The sequence below is a fragment of the Paenibacillus sp. J31R109 genome (assembly GCF_059692055.1).
Window position 1 is genome coordinate 28,184 of the sequence record NZ_JCAUAR010000006.1, and the last position, 17,788, is coordinate 45,971.

Sequence of the window (17,788 nt, forward strand, 5' to 3'; positions counted from 1 at the left end):
GTTTATTTCCTCCTGTATTCCGACGGATAGATCCCAACAACCTTGTTAAACACAGATGCAAAATAATTAGCGTTATTGTATCCTAACATTTGCGCTACTTCATTTATTCTAAGATGCCCGTCCTTAAGCAGCTCCTTCGCTTTTTCCATTCGGATATTCTCCATGTATTCGCTTAATGTATGGCCTGTCTCCTTTTTAAATAGCGTAGATAAATAAGTGGAACGGATATCCAAGTAGGAGGCTATTTCCACGACTGATATATCTTCAGCATAGTGGTCTCTGATATATTCAATGGCCATTTTAACTTTTATGCTTTTCCCCTTTTGTTCCTGTGTATGTACAAATAACACATCCAGCTTCTCAATGATGAATGCAGCGATCTCATCCATCGTATACATATTCAAGCGTTCAGCCCATTCGACTTCCACCTTTTTCCAATTATTACCAATCGCTAAATTCTTGTCTTTCGCAATGGAGATTAAGGTCAACATGATTTGTAAACATATTCCCTTTACCGCACTTATACTGAATTCATCTGATCCATCCTTAAAAGTTTTTACGAGCCCCGCCACAAGATCAATTGCCGCTGCCTTGTTAGCATCTTTGTAATGGTTCGTTAGCATTTGAACAATTTTATCAGAATCCCATTCTTTTTTTGTTTGTACCCTCTCATTATAAACAATGATGCTTCCATATGAGATTAATAAACTTTTTTCAAGCGCTTTTTGTGCATGCTGATAGGACTTATATACATGCTCAACTCCTCTAACTACACTCCCTACTCCAACAGTTACTATGCCTTCAAATGCATATTGCTCATTATTTTGGGCTTGTATCCGATGTATGACTTCTTTCAAGAAGGCTATGTGTTCAGCTGATTTACCAAAAACATGGATAATAATATTCGAATGATCCAGCACGCCGGCCATGCAGGGAATGGAGGCTTCTTCACATTTTTTATATATCCTATGTAATGTTTTTTCATTACAAAAATTTTCACTTCCCTCCCCGTTTGCAGCTTTATGAAAATTAAATTTCAGTAACATGCATCGAAAATTATCATCGAAAGGGATACGGGCTGCGATATCGTCAAACCGCTTTTTCAAATCCGCCTTATCCAGACTCCTTCGAATTAATGCAAGCGAAAGTTCCTGCTGTGTTAGTATAAGACTGCGCTCTAACTGATCATTTATCCAGTTATCCTTGATCTTTTTATTGTTTTCCGCTATGCACAACGCTGCAGATTTGTTTAGAACAGCTATTAATTCATTCATGTCGATCGGCTTCTCAATGTAGTCCACTGCTTTTAGTTGAATGGCCGATTTCAAATACTCCTTATCCGTGTAACCGCTTAAAAAAATAATTTTACATTCAGCATGTATGCCAAGGATTTTGGAAGCGCATTCAATACCATTCATTTTAGGCATCTTTACATCCATTAAAATAATATCCGGATGGATGGATTGTGCCAACTCCAGTCCCTCTAAGCCATCTTTTGCTTCACCTGATACCTGAATTTTGAGCTTATTCCAGTCTATGCTCGCTTTCAGTTTCTCTCTAGTCGCTCGCTCGTCATCAACAATAATAAGTTTTAGCATGGTACGCCTCCAACAAAACTCAAATTTAACAATCACTCTGAACTACTTTGATGTCATGAATACCATGCTGCTAAATAATCTCCAATTTCACGAGCATATACCTGTGAACCCATAATCCATGGATGCACACCATCATCCGTATTTGCTTCATTATGAAGTGAACGCAAAAACTCAAATTTATCGTAGGTAGCACAAGCTTTATGCACATCCACTACATCGACTTGTTTAAGGGATCCGACCTCTCTCACTGCCTGCACGTATTGTCCTAACCATGCCTCAGCTCCCCCTACGTTGGCGTAGTAACTTTCCGGATGTCTTCTATAATAATACAAGGCAGAATCACCTTCGATGATGTAATTCGTCGTTACAAGAATGGGTATGCCGTGAAGTCTTCTAATTTCATCGATCATCGTGTTCAAATTAATCGTAAACGTAGCTAGGTTTACTTGAGGTGCGTCAAGCTCTGTCATCACATGATCATTCATGCCGAAGTTGATTATAACAAAATCAGGTCGATGTGCAATTACGTCTTGTTGAAGCCTCTCTAGACCTTGTGTGCTGGTATTCCCGCCGATACCTGCGTTAATGGTATCTAGATGAAATCGGTTATTAAGCTGGTTCACCCACCGATGTTCTTCTGGGACACCTTGTCCAAAAGTGATGCTATCGCCAAACATGACTACTTTCGATCCATGAATCCTCTTTTTATCATTGTTCATCTCCGTCAGCACCTTTCGTTTGACTTTACGAAACTTTCCCCTTCTAACGTAACATTATTGCATCTGATAAGAAAAATCAATCAAACAAACAGCGAAACAAAAAGGTTGAGGACAGCATCCTCAACCTTTTTATCAAGTTTCACAGTCGTCCCTTACCGATCCAATTCCTCATAATCGAAGAAGTCGAAGTCAATAAGCTGCCAGGAAAATGACCATCCCCACTGATTTTGATTGCTGGCTACTTTTCATGGTTGTAAAAAAATCATATTCCTGTTGCACCAATACTTCCCAGTTAGTTTAAAAACAGCAGCCGATCACTAGCACTGACCATGCTACTTTATATACTTTATTATTGATTTGTATGCCTCATACTCTTGGGAAAAAAACTTGTTATTATCTTTTGAAAATATAGCGGAAACCGCTAAACGGAAAACAATAGCTCGTATAATCATTTCTTTGTATAGTTCATTATCTGGAAGCAGGTCTAGCTCAGATACTTGGCTTCCTTGCCATGCTATACAATCACAAACTAAAATGGCTTCTGCATATTCTACAGGGGCAACTGTTGGTGAAAAATCAATTACTAAAGGACTCAAAGATTGGTCAAAAAGAATGTTTCCTGACAAATCGCCATGTACAATCTGGACCTTATAGCGCTCTTTTAGGCTTACCCTTCTAAGCAAATCATTAATTATTTCATGTGCTTCTTTTGGAAATTCTACTGGCAATTCATTTATTTGCCATGCTATACGGTGACCCTTGGTCCAAGGATTATCCGTATAAGGGAAGTCCGAAAAATCAATGGTAGAAAGATCAAGGTGAAACATCCTTGATACCATAAGTTTTTCTTCTATTCGTCCTCTTACATTCTTACCAGCCTCATACTGAGTGCAAGACCATCCTCTGCTTACAAAAGTCCCGTATTTACTTCTAATAGGTTTTGATACCCTATAACCTTGAGGGTTTATATGACAAATAATATCTAGGATCCATTCAGAATGATTGATATCATCCACAGGTTTTAATACAGCATTACTAACTCTTACTGAAGTATTTTGTCCACCACTCAATGGAACAATATCCCCACTAAGATGAAATGAATTTAGTATTTCTTCAGATAGCTCCATTTCATTATCCTCCTTGCATCTATTAAAGAATGCTATTAATCATGGGTAACCTCATGACTCACTAATATTACATTGCATGCTCTAACCTCACTTCAACAGGCAACTTAAAAATAATGTAATTAGCAGTCCACCTTTGTGATTCAATGATGAGCTTATCTCCAGTTCCCTTTGATTCAAATACATATCCAGTGCCGATTTGCTCTAAAAAAGTAAATCCACCTAATGTATTGAACTGTTTTTTGAGTTCATTCCCAAAAGTTTCCTGACTTCCTTGATAAATATACCAATTAAAATTGTCATTATTAGTAAGATACCTGATGTCATTATGTCTATTTGATATCTTCTGGTATGCTTCCTTCTTCGTTATGCCCTCGACTGGTAAATCAGGTAAGTAGAACCTTGAATGTATTATGGTGTTCCCGAGAAAGAACATTAGAACAGCAAACATCAATATCGCAAATGTAATGACATATTTCTTAGGCAATTGGGGTATCTCCTTCTTAGTAGGTATTACTATATAGACGTATCGTCTATAAAAACGTTGCATTCCATTAATCTGCCCGGGCAGACCAAGGGGCGTCAGCCACGCAGCGTGAATACGGTGTTATCGGATGTTCCATTGATTTTAAAACCATTCCTTAAACCAGAGATTCACGTACGCAAGCTTGCGCTCCAACTGCCGAGCACCGCCACCTTCATGTCCATTGAACGGGTAAATAACGATGTCCTTCTCGCCAGGCATCCGGTTGTAAGTAGCGAAGTACATTTTTGGCGGACACGTCTCATCCTTCATAGCGACGGAGGCGAACACTCTGCAACTGATTCGGTCGGCCATATTCATCGTATCAAAATACGTCAAATTCTCCATAACGAGATCCAATTCATCGGGATGCTTCTTTATATACTCGGCTACGCTGGCGAATGCGCCGTGCATACCTTCGACCCGCTGTGTCAAATTACTGTTGCTCGGCACATCAACCATCGCAAGCACCGGCCGATCATCAAGCGCTGCAACCGCCATTGCCAATCCGCCCCCTTGGCTCCCGCCTTCCACAACGATCCGCGAGACGTCCACCTCAGGCTGCCCACAAGCGAAGTCGATCGCTTTGAGGCAATCCATATAAGCATAGCGATAGAAATATTCATCCCGGTTATGAATGCCTTTACTCGCGACATTCAACGAGAAACCGCTGGAATATGAAGCATGATTACCTGTACGTCCACCTTGGTCGCGGCAGTCTACCGTCAGCACCACGAACCCCATCATCGCCCAGTTCATATAAGCACCAGGCTCGCCTCGATTCATATTAAAACCGTGATAGTGGATCAGACACGGATACTTGTCTTTGCGCAAAAACGTAGGGACAATCATCCAGCCATAAATCGGCGTGTCGTCCATTCCGTGATATTGAATTTCATAGACCTCTACGCTTCGAATCGGATACTCGATACGCTGCCGGCGAGGAGCTAGCGGCACGTTCTTCGCCTCGCGAATCGTTTCTTCCCAGAAGGCGTCGAAGTCGTCCTTTTTGGTAAGTTCAGGCATGTATTCATATAAATGTTTCGTAGATTCTTCTAGATACCCCATGAGAAATTCCCCTCCTAATTGGATTCATCAAATTCAAGTTCCACACAAGCATAACTGTAGGGAGGCAGCCTAACCGATATTACGCTTTCCCTTCCTGCAAACGTGACAACATCCAGCGTGTCATATTGCTGTCGGAATCTGGCAGGTTGACTGACAGCCAATTCAAGCGTGGACACATCCAACCGCCGAATCCCCACTTGTCGCACTGAAAAATCGCACAGAAGCTTGACGGTAGTTTCGGAGGCAGTCAAGCTGGCCAACAGTATACGCATTCCTTTCTTTCGTCGCCAAGCCATGGCTGCAACCGTGTACGATAGAGGACCCAATTGCATTAGCGTATCCCCACGACATTCGTTCACGTCCACCAAAACGTGATAGAGCGGAGACACGCTAACATGTTCCCCATTGATCTGGATCACGCCAAGCGATCCACTCGTTTCATAATAGGTCAGGGAAGTCGCTCCCTCTTGACACAGAGAAGCAAGACTCGCGAGCGTCCACGCCGCACCGAACAACCCATGTTGGCGTTCATCCACGCGCTCTCCGACATCCGGCTGATGCACGTCGCTTGCATTCGGAAAGAAGCGCGGCTTGAACGTAATAGGTCCCACCACAATCGCCTTTTGTGGTGCAATTCGCTTCGTCTGCCGAACCGTCAGCGCCTGCATAGGAATGGTCTCCATCAGGGAGCGATCGTCGAAGGCATGAACCTGTGGATTTATCGAGTATTGGACAAAATCTACGTCAGATAGCGGCAACTCCGCTCGGTTAAATTCGGCAAAGTACGCCCGTGTTCCGCCCCCGATCGGGATCGCAAGCCCGAGCTTACACCCTTCGTCCCTTACCTGGTCGATGAGCGCTTTATCCGTTAACTCAAATCGCGAAGCATACACCGCAAGACGGCTTACACGGATATGAACTGCTTGTCGAAGAGCCTGCAATACATGCAACCAAGCGGGATGCGAGTGAGCGCCAATCGCTTCAATTTCAAGTTCTGCTTCACAGGCTTGCGCAGCTTCGAACGCCCGCATTAGCGTCGACAACCAGCTCGGCTCATCAAGCTGAAGAGGCACATAAAGATGGGTTAAATGAAGCCGTTTTAACCGTTCAACTCCAGCATGATTCAAACGGAGCTGTTCCTCAAATTCCGTTGAAAGGGCTAGCCCAATGGACGGAAGCGTGGGAATGATCTGCATTTCTTGCGATAGTAAAAGCTTCAGCTCCTGCTCGTTAGAAGAAGTCTGCTCCCCTGCCCCCTCGTGCGACCAAGTAAGCATTACTGACTGAGAGATGGGGTTTGCTGGACGAACCCATATGGGACGAGGCTTTGCCAAAGGTGTGCAGTACAGCTTATAAGAGGCGTCCGTCCAATTGCGCTGATCCTCCATTTCAAACTCGTCGCCCTCGAAAACTAATTGCACGGTTGTGCCTCCCGCACCTTGAAACCGAAGTGCTGTCAATGGCACCAGCGGCTGATGCGGCGAGATGTCAACCGGAAATACAGAACGAAACCGACCGCCAGTCATGGTTGCAGCTTCCAGCTCGTTTCCAGCCAACGTCGGTGGTAGCAGCACGCACAAGCCAATGCGGTTGCTCCAGAACGGTTTTTCAGCCTCACCTTCGAATGAAAAACGCAGTCTTCCGTCCATGCTAGCTATAATTTGTCCCTGCCAGTCGAAGCAGGCGTCCTCGCTGCGATGCTCGCAGGTGAAAGACAGCACGAATCCGTTCGCCGATTGCGACAACTGAGCCTGACTAATTACCCCGGGGACGGTTCTCCAAACTGGATCGCGGACGGCTGCATAGATGCCCCGGATTAGCTCCTCGCCACGGAATCGGAAGTATCGCAGTCCGCCGTCTTCCCATTCCATGCTGGCCGTGCCGCATGTCAATTCAATGCCATTTGGGATCGGTTTCATAAATGACTCCTCCTAAATCCCCGAAAGATGCTCGCTGTGCACTCGGTATTTTCCACATATCCCATTCGACTCCAATTGAAACTCATAGATAACCGCATTCGTCGAACCCTCAAGCGGGGGATATTTCGCAAGAGGACAAGCCAGCTCTTTTAAATCATTTGTAGTGGCGCCATGCCCAAAGACTACAACGCTCTTATCGGTACCAAGGAGCGGAACAATTTCTCGCTGATAAAAACGACTCACTCGTTCACTCACTAAACCTCGTTCCTCTGGCCATATCGGCCACCATGGGGTCGTCAGATCGTGGTCGACCTGGAACTGCGTTCCTTCGTAGCAGGATAGCAGCATTTCGCAAGATTTCCATTGATTATCCCTATAGGCAGTCCATTCCTGATTGAAATACTCGGTTAATTCTGGCACAAGTAGGATAGACATCTTCTTTCGCTCAGCCACTGGACGAGCAGTCTGAATCGTCCTCATAAGTGGACTGCAATAGATGTGGTCCACCTGTTCACCTTCAAAAAAATCACCTACTCTTAATGCCTGCTTGGCTCCCTGCTCGGAAAGCGCGCAATCAGCTTCCTTGGATTGTTTACTATTGGCTAGCGATTCGCCATGGCGAATGACATACAGATGCATGCTGCTCCCTCCTCTATTCAAAAAATAAAGGCTCGACAGATGAAGAATCCGCCGAGCCTCCGTCTTAGTTTTTAACAAATTTGATCGCATCTCCGATGACATTCGTGGCATTCGCATTATTTGTAAGTTCCACATATCCAGCTGTTCCAGCGGCAAAATTATAAGTGCCAATCAACTTCCATGAACCGCCTGGTGCAACTTGCTCATTCACTAGCTTCGTATAAGAACCGCCGTCATAATATACGTTGAATGGCGCATTACTGGCATAACCCGAGTAACCGTCCGGCAACCAATAATAAACCGAGTATGAGCCTGACGTTTCTAAATCCGGTCTCCACCGCATCTTGTTCGTTCCTGTACCTGAAGGACTGTGCAGGTAATCCGTACCGTACTCGTTAGGTTTAAAACTGGATGCTGTCCACGTTCCCGTCAACTCCGCGTTATCGTTATCCACGATAAATTCAGTCGCTGCAGGCGGCGGAGCCTCCTCTTCAAATACGAACTTAATCGCATCCCCGATGACATTCGTGCTATTTGCCTGATTGGTTAATTCTACATATCCCGTCGTGCCTGCCACGAAATTGTACGTACCGAGCAGCTTCCACGAACCTCCTGGAACAGCTTGCTCATTAACCAACTTCGTCTCGGATCCGCTGGCATGATAGACCGTGTAGGGTGCATTACTCGCATAACCCGTATACCCGTCCGGCAGCCAATAGTAGACAGAGTATTGACCTGGCGTCGTTAAGGTTGGCCGCCATCTCATTTTGCTAGTCCCCGTGCCTGAAGGCGTGTATTTGTAATCAGTTCCGTATTTTTTCGGCTTAAAGGTTGAAGCTGTCCACGTACCCGTATACTCAGCCGCCGTATTATCAATAATGATATCGGAAACGGTATCGAGGAAAGATGTTCTTAACAGTGTCGGATACACCCATGCATGATTATGATAATAGCCGCTTGCACCGTTAATTCTCCCCTTTAGAGGCCTGGAGCTCTTCACGTAATCCTCATAGTCCATATCTTGATACACATCAGCCATGCCTTCATAGAGATTTCTTGCGTTGGAAAATGACTGATTACCGCCACCGTACGCCGACGGCCACTCCGATACATGACCATTAACGTAATAGAACATTTTATCAAGTGCCAGCTTGATGCTTTTGCCACTCGGCGATACCCAGTTGAACAAGTTCTCTCCTGTCGCATTTTTCACAATTTCAGCGGCAGCTGTCATGGATGTGAGTGCAAAATAGTGGTACCAGAGTGAATTCTGCCCGCGAGTCGTTTCATCTGGGAGAAAGCCATCCGCAGCGATCGATACATCGATCTGCGTTTTAAGCTGAGCCACCTCAGAAGCCATAGCTGTGCTATCGTCCAAAAACTGATAGGACGCAATTTGCGCGTATAAGCTCCAGTCACGCCAGTTGCTGGTAAACGTAATGGAATCCCAAACAGGGAGCGTGACATTCGTCAGCCAATTGCCGAACTGTGTTTTGTCGGCAGCGCTCCAGCCTGTATAGCCTTTGATGATATCAGCAGCGTTGACTAGCCCAACACCCACGTAAGCCGAGACCAGACGACCGTCCGTACCGCCAATCGAGGTGTTCGTAGACGCCCAACCGTTTAAAAGCTCCTTTGCTTTGTCAGCGTAAACGGTATTCCCCGTTAGCTGATAAGCAACGGCTGCTGCATAGGCGGCTTGGGAGTCAATTTCCAATCTAAGCTTTGCCGCATCGTGGGCATCCGGATTCGCATAATAGCCGGGTATGTTTAAAGCAGCGATCGCATGACTCGTGACGGTCAACGCCTGATTCGCGTCTATCATCATTTGGTCATAAGCTTCCGTCCAAGGACTGAGATTCCCATCCACTTTGGATTTGATCGTGATCAACTCACTAGGCGTAACCAAACCACCAGGATGTGAATAAGCAGATGCCGAAACCGAAAAGGCTAACAACGAAATCAGTGCAATAGAACCCACAATAAGCTTGCGCATTTTTTTCATTTTCTTCTTTTCCCTCCTTAAATGTTATGATCATCAGATACAGTTTCACTTGTGTACCAATCTACCTTTCGCCTACTCACCTCCCTTCTCGTATCCGCATAACTACATGGTTGATCCGAGCGTCTGGCGTTTCGTAGCTGTAAACAGGAAGCCTTAGAAATTGTTTGGATGGCTGCTCTGAAACAAACACGGCAAACCCTTCTACAAGGAGACTATCCACATGTGCAGCTATCAAATATGCTTCTTGCTCAGCAAAGGTAGTTGATCTGGTTTTCCATTCTTCCTGCGGTGAACGGCGTCCGCTGGCAACGGGCTTCTTTCTGCCCGCAAACGAGCCTGTCACATTAACCCGCTGTGAAACATTCATCAACGCAATATGTTCCATGTGCACTTCCGGCATTCCCTGAATCAGGATGCTTCCACCGCTCTGTATCATACAATCACGGAACAGCACATCTCGGATATGCCCTATCCTGCTATCGGGAAATCGCTGCTCAACATCCATAAAGATCGGAAACTTTACAGGATCATCTTGCGTACTTTCTATGGTCACCCCAAGGAACTGGATGCGCTCCACTAAGGCTCCGTCATAAATAAAAAAGCCAATACCGAGATGCGAATTTCGAATCACACAATTAGAAACGAGAATATCGCTAAAATTTCCGAGCGACTCTGTCCCTATTTTAATCGCTGTACATGTCGTCTCCATCGTACAGTTCGTCACCGTGATATTCTCACAGGGGAACGGTTGCGTCGTTTTGAAAACAATACAATCATCACCTGCCACGATATGACAGTTGGAGATGTGCACATTGCGGCAGCAGTCCGGATCGATTCCATCAGAGTTCAATCGTTTCAGATTGTTATGAATGGTTAATCCATCAATGAATACGTTCTCACAACGGTATAAATGTATCGTCCAAGCATCACTATACAAGATGTGAATGCCTCTAAAGTTAACTTGACTGCAATGCTCAAACACAGCGATCGAGATGCGAAAATGGACCTGTCTCACCTCGGCCAATGATAAATCTTCTTCACCGGTTCCATATATGCGGCCTTCACCTACAACGCTGATCTGTTCAGCTCCATTGGCCCGTAAGAAAGGCGCTTTGGAAATCGAAGGCGTCGTCTCTTTCAGCGTATAATGATTGGGATCCGGACTTACCCATAACGTTGCACCGGCTTCTAGATACAAAGTGACATGACTTCGCAATTCAATAGACCCGCATACATAATCACCAGCCGGCACATACACAGTCCCTCCTCCGCTAGCATGCGTTGCATCAATTGCTGCTTGGATAGAAGGAGCATCATTGCCCTGTTTATTTCCCTTGGCCCCGTAATCAAGGATGTTCGTATGCATCGTGAGACTCCCTTTCATGAAACCGAGGGCTCATGCGAACCCCCGGTTGTTATGCCATTCGATTACTTTTTGGATTGGGCAAAAGCTTCCTCATATTCCTTGGCGATCTGATCTCCGCCTTGTTTCGACCATTTATCGATTTCAGCTTTATACTGTTCTTCGGTTAGACTGCCCATGATAAATTTGATGTTCGCATCATCTTTAATTTTCGTTAGCTCAGGGCCTTTTTCCGATTGGGTTTTGGAGATTAACGTAGTCGTAGGATCTTTATAAGCAATATCCAAGCTATCCTTGAGAATCAGCTTATTGAGTTTCTGTTCCAGTGGAGTTGTCGCTTTTTCAATATCGCCTTCGTATACATTCACCTGCTCCATGGACTTCAGTTCGTCAGGAGCCGCGTTCGTAGCAACTTTCTTACCGCCTTCTACCTTGTAGTTCTCACCTTCCAAGCCCCAGATCATCAAATCTTTTGCTTGGCTTTGCCCCAATCGATCGAAGAAAGATAGTACACTGCGTAATTCTTTCTCTGTCTTCACGCTGGATTTAGGGAACATCACCGTACCGTTATGACCTGGGAAAGAGGGAATACGAGCTTCCTTGGAATTCGTAAATCGCTGCATCACATCAAACTTGGCGGTTGGCGTTAGTTTTTGTGTTTCTTTCTCAAATCCTGGCGCACCGTCAATGGTTACGAACGTGCTGCCCGCTTTGCTTGTGTAAATCGTATCATTGGCGTTTTTAAGTGTTGCGAAATCTGGATTCAAAATTTTCTCGTTATACAACTTTTTGTAGAAATTCAACGCGTTCATGTAAGCTTGTGTTTTCCAAGCTGGAGTAAACTTTCCGTCCTTCTCGGCCCAATCCGTAGGAGCACCGAAGAATGAGGTAAGGATACGGAAACTATACATATTCGAACGCTCTACGAGTCCGTAAGTATCTTCTTTGCCATTTTTATCTGGATCATTCTTTGCAAAAGCCTTCAGAACATTGTAAAGCTCGTCAGTCGTAGTCGGCTCCTTTAAACCGAGCGCATCCAACCAATCCTTCCGATATACCATGCCATCACGGGCAGAGTTCCGGAAGCGGTATACTCCGTACTGTTTGCCGTCGATCTTCGTGTTGCTCCATCCGATTTCTGGCAACTTGCTCAAATTCGGATAATCTTTGAGATACGGACCGATTTCCCAGAAAGCGCCTGATCGTACAGCGTTAACAATGGTTGGCATTTTAATGTTGGTTACAACAAGTGCTTTGGGCAAGTCACCAGAAGCTAAGGCAACATTCAATTTATCATCATAGTTCGTGCTAGGAACCCAATTCAAAGTCAGCTTGCTCTTCGTAATTTCTTGCAATTTGGTATAATATTTCCCATCTGTCTTAGGTGCCTCCGGTAAGAACAACGGCAACATCATGGTTACATCGACTGTTTCCTCTGCAGGCTTTGCTGAAGTTGCTGGGGCAGTGCTGCTTTTACTTTCCTCAGTTGAATTCCCACAACCAGCCACGATAGCGGCTAATAAACTAATAACAACGGATGAGCTAAGCACAAGATTTTTTCTCATAAGATCCTCCCTTTTCTTTGTGTGCATGTATATAGCAGGCGCTTTGGATGCCAGACTATCGTTTGCCATTTCCTCATTACCCTTTGACTGAACCCAGCAGCATACCTTTAGCAAAATGCTTTTGCAGGAACGGATAAACCAGCAGAATCGGAACTGTTGCGATGACGATTACAGCCATTTTCACCGTCTGTGCCGGAGGTTTAATATAGGACTCCCCTAGACTAGACGAATCGAATACAGCACCTTCAGACAATATGACAATTTGACGGAGCAACACTTGGATAGGCCATTTTTCCGGCTGATTTAAATAAAGAACAGCTTGAAAGTACGAATTCCAATGCCCAACGGCGTAGAAAAGTGAAAAGGTAGCGAGTGCTGGCAACGATAGCGGCAATGTGATTTGAAATAAGATGCGCAGGTCGTTGCAGCCATCTATCTTCGCGGATTCCAGCAATTCCTCTGGTATTTCCTGAAAGAAATTTTTCATCAATATTAGATTAAAAGCACTAATTAACCCAGGTATAATGAGCGCCCCGTACGAGTTGACCATTCCTAATTCTTTTACAACTAAAAATGTAGGAATCATCCCGCCACTGAACAACATCGAGAACACAATCATCATCATGATGGATTTTCGCCCCATCAATCCTTTCTTAGCCAAAGGAAACGCCATTAAGCAGGTAAACAAAATGTTGCATAACGTACCTACAATGGTGATATAGATTGTGTTACCCATTGATCTCAGAATGGAATTGGTCGAAAAAATATACCGATAGGCTTCCAGCGAAAATTCAGAAGGAAAGAGAACGAACTCTTTGCGAAGCAGCTCCTCTGTTGTCGTAAACGACCCCATAATGACATAAATGAACGGGATCAGTGTACTCAAGGCAAATACGGTCAAAATAACCATATTCAGGCTGTCGAACATAACACCAGATACGGATCTGCGATTCATGTCAAAAGATTCCTTCCTGCTGAAATTTTTTGGCACTGTAGTTAGCCCCTAGAATAAGCACTAGACCAATCACCGATTTAAACAATCCGATCGCTGTGCTGTAGCTAAATTGCCCTTGCGTAATGCCTGACGTATAAACGTAAGTGTCAATAACCTCACCTACACTGCGGTTCAAGGCGTTCAGCATAAGGAATATTTGCTCGAAGCCCGTATCAAGGAAGTCACCAAGCCGCAATATCAATAGGATGACAATTGTTGTCAGGATTGCTGGGAGTGTTACGTTCCACAATTGCTGCCAGCGGTTCGCACCATCCATCCGAGCAGCCTCATACAGCTGCGGATCGACACCTGTAAGTGCAGCGAGATAGATAATGGTGCTCCATCCCGTTTCTTTCCAAATCACTTCCGCTAACACCATGGGCCTAAACCATTCTGGGCTCGCCAGGAAATTAATTTTCTCGATGCCATTGGATTGCATTAGCATATTGACGACACCGTCTTCAATATTAAAGAACACGTAGACGATCCCCGTAACGATTACCCATGACATGAAATGGGGCAAATAAATGATCGTTTGTAAGGCCCGTTTGAACAGTCTCCCACGCAGTTCATTCAGTAACAGCGCAGTAATAATGGGGAGAGGGAAAAAAATAACGATGTTCAACACGGCTAGAATGAGCGTATTCTTCATTAATCGAAGGAAGGTCGGCTCCGTAAAAAACCGCTCAAAGTGTTTGAATCCCACCCATGCACTACCGGAAATACCAGCAAAGGGCTGATAGTCCTGAAACGAAATAACAATGCCCCACATCGGAATATACTTGAATACGATAAAATACAGCAGGCCAGGCAGCAGCATCAGATATAACCATCGATCATGTAAAAGCGATCTAACTATCCGCCGTCGATTCATCTGGAGGGCTGCTGGTCGGCTTTGCGGATTGGACTGCAAGTGTCCCCATCTCCTTCGGTTTGTGTTTATTGTTGATGGGTTCATCTTAGTACACTTTCCGATTCCTTTGAATAATCACCACTTGGCTATATGTCGTAAAAGCACCGCTGATAATCATTTATTGCTCTCCATAATCTTCTCTAGTGCAAAAGAAGACCCCTTTAGACGATAATTACGCCAAAAGGGGCTTCCAACGGATTATTACCGATTCTGTTCTCTATACTGTCCCGGAGTCATCTCTTCCACTTTACGGAAATATCTGATAAAGTTTTGGGCATTGTTATACTGCAGTCGCTCAGCAATCTGTGAGATTTTCATATCGGTCTCGATGAGCCAACGTTTCGCGATGTCTAGACGATACGTCTGCAAATAGTCGATGAAATTAACGCCTGTTTCCTTACGAAACACTTTGCTGACGTAAAACGGGTTGTAATTTACCTGTGAAGCACAGGATTCCAAGGTTAACGGCTGATCAAACCCTGCATGAATGAGATCAATAATTCGATTAGAAATCGTACGGTGCTGATCTTCGGAAGCCTGCTTAATATGCTGGGCTAACGGAACGACTAGTGATTTCTTCAACCAAGTTTCAATGTCATGAACCGTTTGTAATTTCAAAAATTGCGTATACATCGTGCCCGTCGCATCGAGTGGTCCTTGAATCGAATCATTCATCTGAAGCAAACGAATTAACAGGCGCAGAAACATCATCTGATATTCGCGATAATCCAACTTCTGCCGGACGATCTCTTGCGTAAATAAAGATAGCTGCTCTTCTGTTGTTTCGGTACTCTCCGTTTTGATTGCGCTGATGAGTTCATTTTCTAGTAGCTCTGGATATTGAAACGTTTTCTGACGGTCAGGCTCCACATCCCCAATATGCACAATACTTTCGTCTTCCAAAATAATTCGGTATTTCAGCGCTTCTGTTCCCTCCTCGAATGCTTTGGAGGCTTGGGACCATTCTACGAATCGACGACTGATGCCGATACTAATCTTGAGCTCCAGCACCGACTTAACGGCAGACTGAATTTTACTGAACGCAGCATCTATGAAATGATCCAAATCGGACGAATGCGTATCACCGACCAAGGTAACCTGATACGGGTCCATGTAAACAGGTTTGATCCTTTTCTCTGCCGGAATGAGTTCTTCTACGATGTTATTGACTGCGTAAAGCAATAAATTTCGGTCGCTCTCCTCATAACGCGTTCCCGCCAAAGTATCAATGCGTATGACAACGACGCATTTCTCCTTCCATTGCAGCGCATGTCTGTAATGTCGCAGGCTATCATCGATCTCACTGACGCGTACTTTGCCTAGTAGCAATTTCATAATAAATAACTCATCCAGCTGGCTCGTATGTCCTAACAGCTCGTTATCCAGTTTATTTTGTTTATCCAGTAGTCCTTCAAACACATACCGAATTCGCTGCAACTCATCTGTATTAGCATGCATCTCCGTTTTTCCGCCAAAACGGGAAACATACTCGTATAATCGACCGATAGGCCTATAAACAAATCTTGAACCCAGAAGTGTTAGTAGAAAAGTAAGCGTAATCAAAATGATCAAAATCGTTAAAGTCGTCCATCCAATTTGGCGGGAATCCTTCGTAATTTCTCTTCGAGCAATGCTCGACACATACATCCATTCACTGTACTTTGACTTATCGTAGGTCAGCAAATGATCTTTATTCCCCAGTTGAATGGTCAGATTACCTGATAAGCGATCATCCGTTACTTCTTGTTCCAAATACGACGCTCCTGGCATCATCTGCATAAAATTAGAGGCATCTGTAGAAGCAAGTACCTGCATGTTGTCGTCCAGAATTCGTGTGACACCCGATTCAGGGCTTTGAGCAAGCAGTGGAACCAACTCGGATGAAGGGATACGAAATACGATAAGACCTGTAGGCTTCACGGCAAATACGGGAATCTTTTTAATAAAAAGAATGGATTTAGACGCTTCATCCCCCACCCAATAGGCTGGTTTTTCTGTGTCAGCAAGAGCAGCTAGCATCCGATTGGCGTGATCTTCTAACGACGACAGCCCGTCATTATCAATCACCCAGTTTTGATTAAAGCTGACTAACGTGACATCACGAATACCTGTACCGACCATTTGAAGCCGGGTCAAACTCTTGTAGAAATCCCGCGTGACATCATCATGCCCCTGAAGTAAATCATACCGGTCCACAGCTTCAAGTGTCGAAGGTGCCGTAATGAATTGCGTGGCAATATAATCGACTGTCTGGAGTAATTGTTCGATCTTTTGCATGGATTGGAGGAGAATTTGCGCATTACCTTCAACGACTTTGTTCTCTGCAATGCTCGTCGAGGTGTAGTAGGAGTAGATACCCAGAAGTCCAACCGGAATGATTCCGACAAGTACGACAAACAGCAGCAGTCTCCTGAAAAATAGCGATCGAATAACTAGGCTCATCGGGTATACCACCATTTTCTTAAGTAGAAGTCCATGACGTTGATATAGTTCTCATCTAAAGTTTACCTGTATTATAGCAGAAAATGCCTAAAGGAAAACCACAATCAGAGGCATCCTCCCATTGTGGTTTTTTGATAAGACGTTTTAGTTACCTTCTGTTCGAGTTGAGCTTCGGAAATGAGTGAACCAGTCTAGCGTTCGTTTCCACATCTCCTCTTGAAAAGCATGGCCGATACCGACTTGCTCGAACACTTCAATTCGCTCCGAATCATCGCTGTAGTGCGTTTCGAGAAGCAATTGCTGGAATCTCCGGGCGGCTTCTGGTGGAACCTGCACATCGTCTGCCGCATTATCAAAGCGGATCCAAGGTCTGTGCTGAAAACGCGACAAATGATCTATTGGATTTAGCCGCACGAATACAAGCTGGGATTGCTCATCCGCTGTTCCTTGCTCTTCGATGGACCCTTCACGCATCCAATCTGGTGTAGCGATACAAACACAAACCGCCTCAATCCGTGGATCGAGAGATGCTGCTGTCACCGCAATATCCCCACCAGCCGAAATACCGCCAACTACAATTCTCCCGTTAATGGCAAAACGATGAATTGCCCAGTCCAGAACCTTGGACATATCTTCGGCAGTTCCTCCAATAATCGGCCAGAAGTAACGGCGTCGATTACTCCGTACTCTTGCTGCCATCGTCTGCATCGACTCGCCTGCTGGTAGGTGTTCGCCATGCTCTCGTAAGTCGAAGCTGACTGCGGTAAATCCCGCTTCGGAGAGCGCGTCAAGATGCGAGATGAGTCGTTCTTTCGTCCATGTAAAACCAGCCAGCCAGATGACCAAGTCGCGTGTGTCTTGTGACACCATTTTGGGTTCCCGCCAAATAACAGGGATGGGTGATTGATAGACAGTG

Annotated in this window: 14 protein-coding genes; all 14 read right to left on the minus strand. The window is 44.9% G+C overall.

Annotation, left to right across the window (positions count from 1 at the left end):
* Nucleotides 1-2 precede the first annotated feature (2 nt).
* Nucleotides 3-1,598: a response regulator transcription factor gene (locus tag AC58QT_RS17020; RefSeq protein ID WP_497410064.1), complete on the minus strand. Its 1,596-nt coding sequence runs from the start codon at nt 1,596-1,598 to the stop codon at nt 3-5.
* 53 nt (nt 1,599-1,651) lie between these two features.
* A complete protein-coding gene (locus AC58QT_RS17025) occupies nt 1,652-2,317 on the minus strand; it encodes an SGNH/GDSL hydrolase family protein (RefSeq protein WP_497410065.1) in 666 nt (221 codons plus the stop codon).
* A gap of 332 nt (nt 2,318-2,649) precedes the next feature.
* On the minus strand, nt 2,650-3,444 hold the full coding sequence (locus tag AC58QT_RS17030; RefSeq protein WP_497410066.1) for an RIO1 family regulatory kinase/ATPase domain-containing protein: 795 nt from the start codon (nt 3,442-3,444) through the stop codon (nt 2,650-2,652).
* A 67-nt stretch (nt 3,445-3,511) separates the two neighbouring features.
* The gene (locus tag AC58QT_RS17035; protein WP_497410067.1) at nt 3,512-3,928 is read right to left on the minus strand and encodes a hypothetical protein; all 417 of its coding nucleotides are present in this window, start codon (nt 3,926-3,928) and stop codon (nt 3,512-3,514) included.
* A gap of 141 nt (nt 3,929-4,069) precedes the next feature.
* Nucleotides 4,070-5,032, minus strand: coding sequence for an acetylxylan esterase (locus tag AC58QT_RS17040; protein ID WP_497410068.1), 963 nt, complete (start codon nt 5,030-5,032; stop codon nt 4,070-4,072).
* Nucleotides 5,033-5,046: 14 nt separating this feature from the next.
* Complete coding sequence (locus tag AC58QT_RS17045) at nt 5,047-6,951, minus strand: D-apionate lactonase family protein (RefSeq protein ID WP_497410069.1); 1,905 nt, start codon at nt 6,949-6,951, stop codon at nt 5,047-5,049.
* A 12-nt stretch (nt 6,952-6,963) separates the two neighbouring features.
* Nucleotides 6,964-7,590, minus strand: a complete 627-nt coding sequence (locus AC58QT_RS17050) for a histidine phosphatase family protein (RefSeq protein ID WP_497410070.1) — start codon at nt 7,588-7,590, stop codon at nt 6,964-6,966.
* A gap of 64 nt (nt 7,591-7,654) precedes the next feature.
* Nucleotides 7,655-9,595: a golvesin C-terminal-like domain-containing protein gene (locus AC58QT_RS17055; RefSeq protein WP_497410071.1), complete on the minus strand. Its 1,941-nt coding sequence runs from the start codon at nt 9,593-9,595 to the stop codon at nt 7,655-7,657.
* Nucleotides 9,596-9,671: 76 nt separating this feature from the next.
* A complete protein-coding gene (locus AC58QT_RS17060; RefSeq protein WP_497410072.1) occupies nt 9,672-10,961 on the minus strand; it encodes a glycoside hydrolase family 28 protein in 1,290 nt (429 codons plus the stop codon).
* Nucleotides 10,962-11,023: 62 nt separating this feature from the next.
* A complete protein-coding gene (locus tag AC58QT_RS17065) occupies nt 11,024-12,523 on the minus strand; it encodes an extracellular solute-binding protein (protein ID WP_497410073.1) in 1,500 nt (499 codons plus the stop codon).
* 76 nt (nt 12,524-12,599) lie between these two features.
* Complete coding sequence (locus AC58QT_RS17070) at nt 12,600-13,478, minus strand: carbohydrate ABC transporter permease (protein WP_497410074.1); 879 nt, start codon at nt 13,476-13,478, stop codon at nt 12,600-12,602.
* A gap of 1 nt (nt 13,479) precedes the next feature.
* Complete coding sequence (locus tag AC58QT_RS17075; protein WP_497410323.1) at nt 13,480-14,391, minus strand: ABC transporter permease; 912 nt, start codon at nt 14,389-14,391, stop codon at nt 13,480-13,482.
* A gap of 240 nt (nt 14,392-14,631) precedes the next feature.
* Nucleotides 14,632-16,872, minus strand: coding sequence for an AraC family transcriptional regulator (locus AC58QT_RS17080; RefSeq protein WP_497410075.1), 2,241 nt, complete (start codon nt 16,870-16,872; stop codon nt 14,632-14,634).
* A gap of 144 nt (nt 16,873-17,016) precedes the next feature.
* Nucleotides 17,017-17,742 carry an alpha/beta hydrolase family protein gene (locus tag AC58QT_RS17085; protein ID WP_497410076.1) on the minus strand — a complete coding sequence of 242 codons (726 nt, stop codon included), beginning with the start codon at nt 17,740-17,742 and terminating at the stop codon, nt 17,017-17,019.
* Nucleotides 17,743-17,788 lie beyond the last annotated feature (46 nt).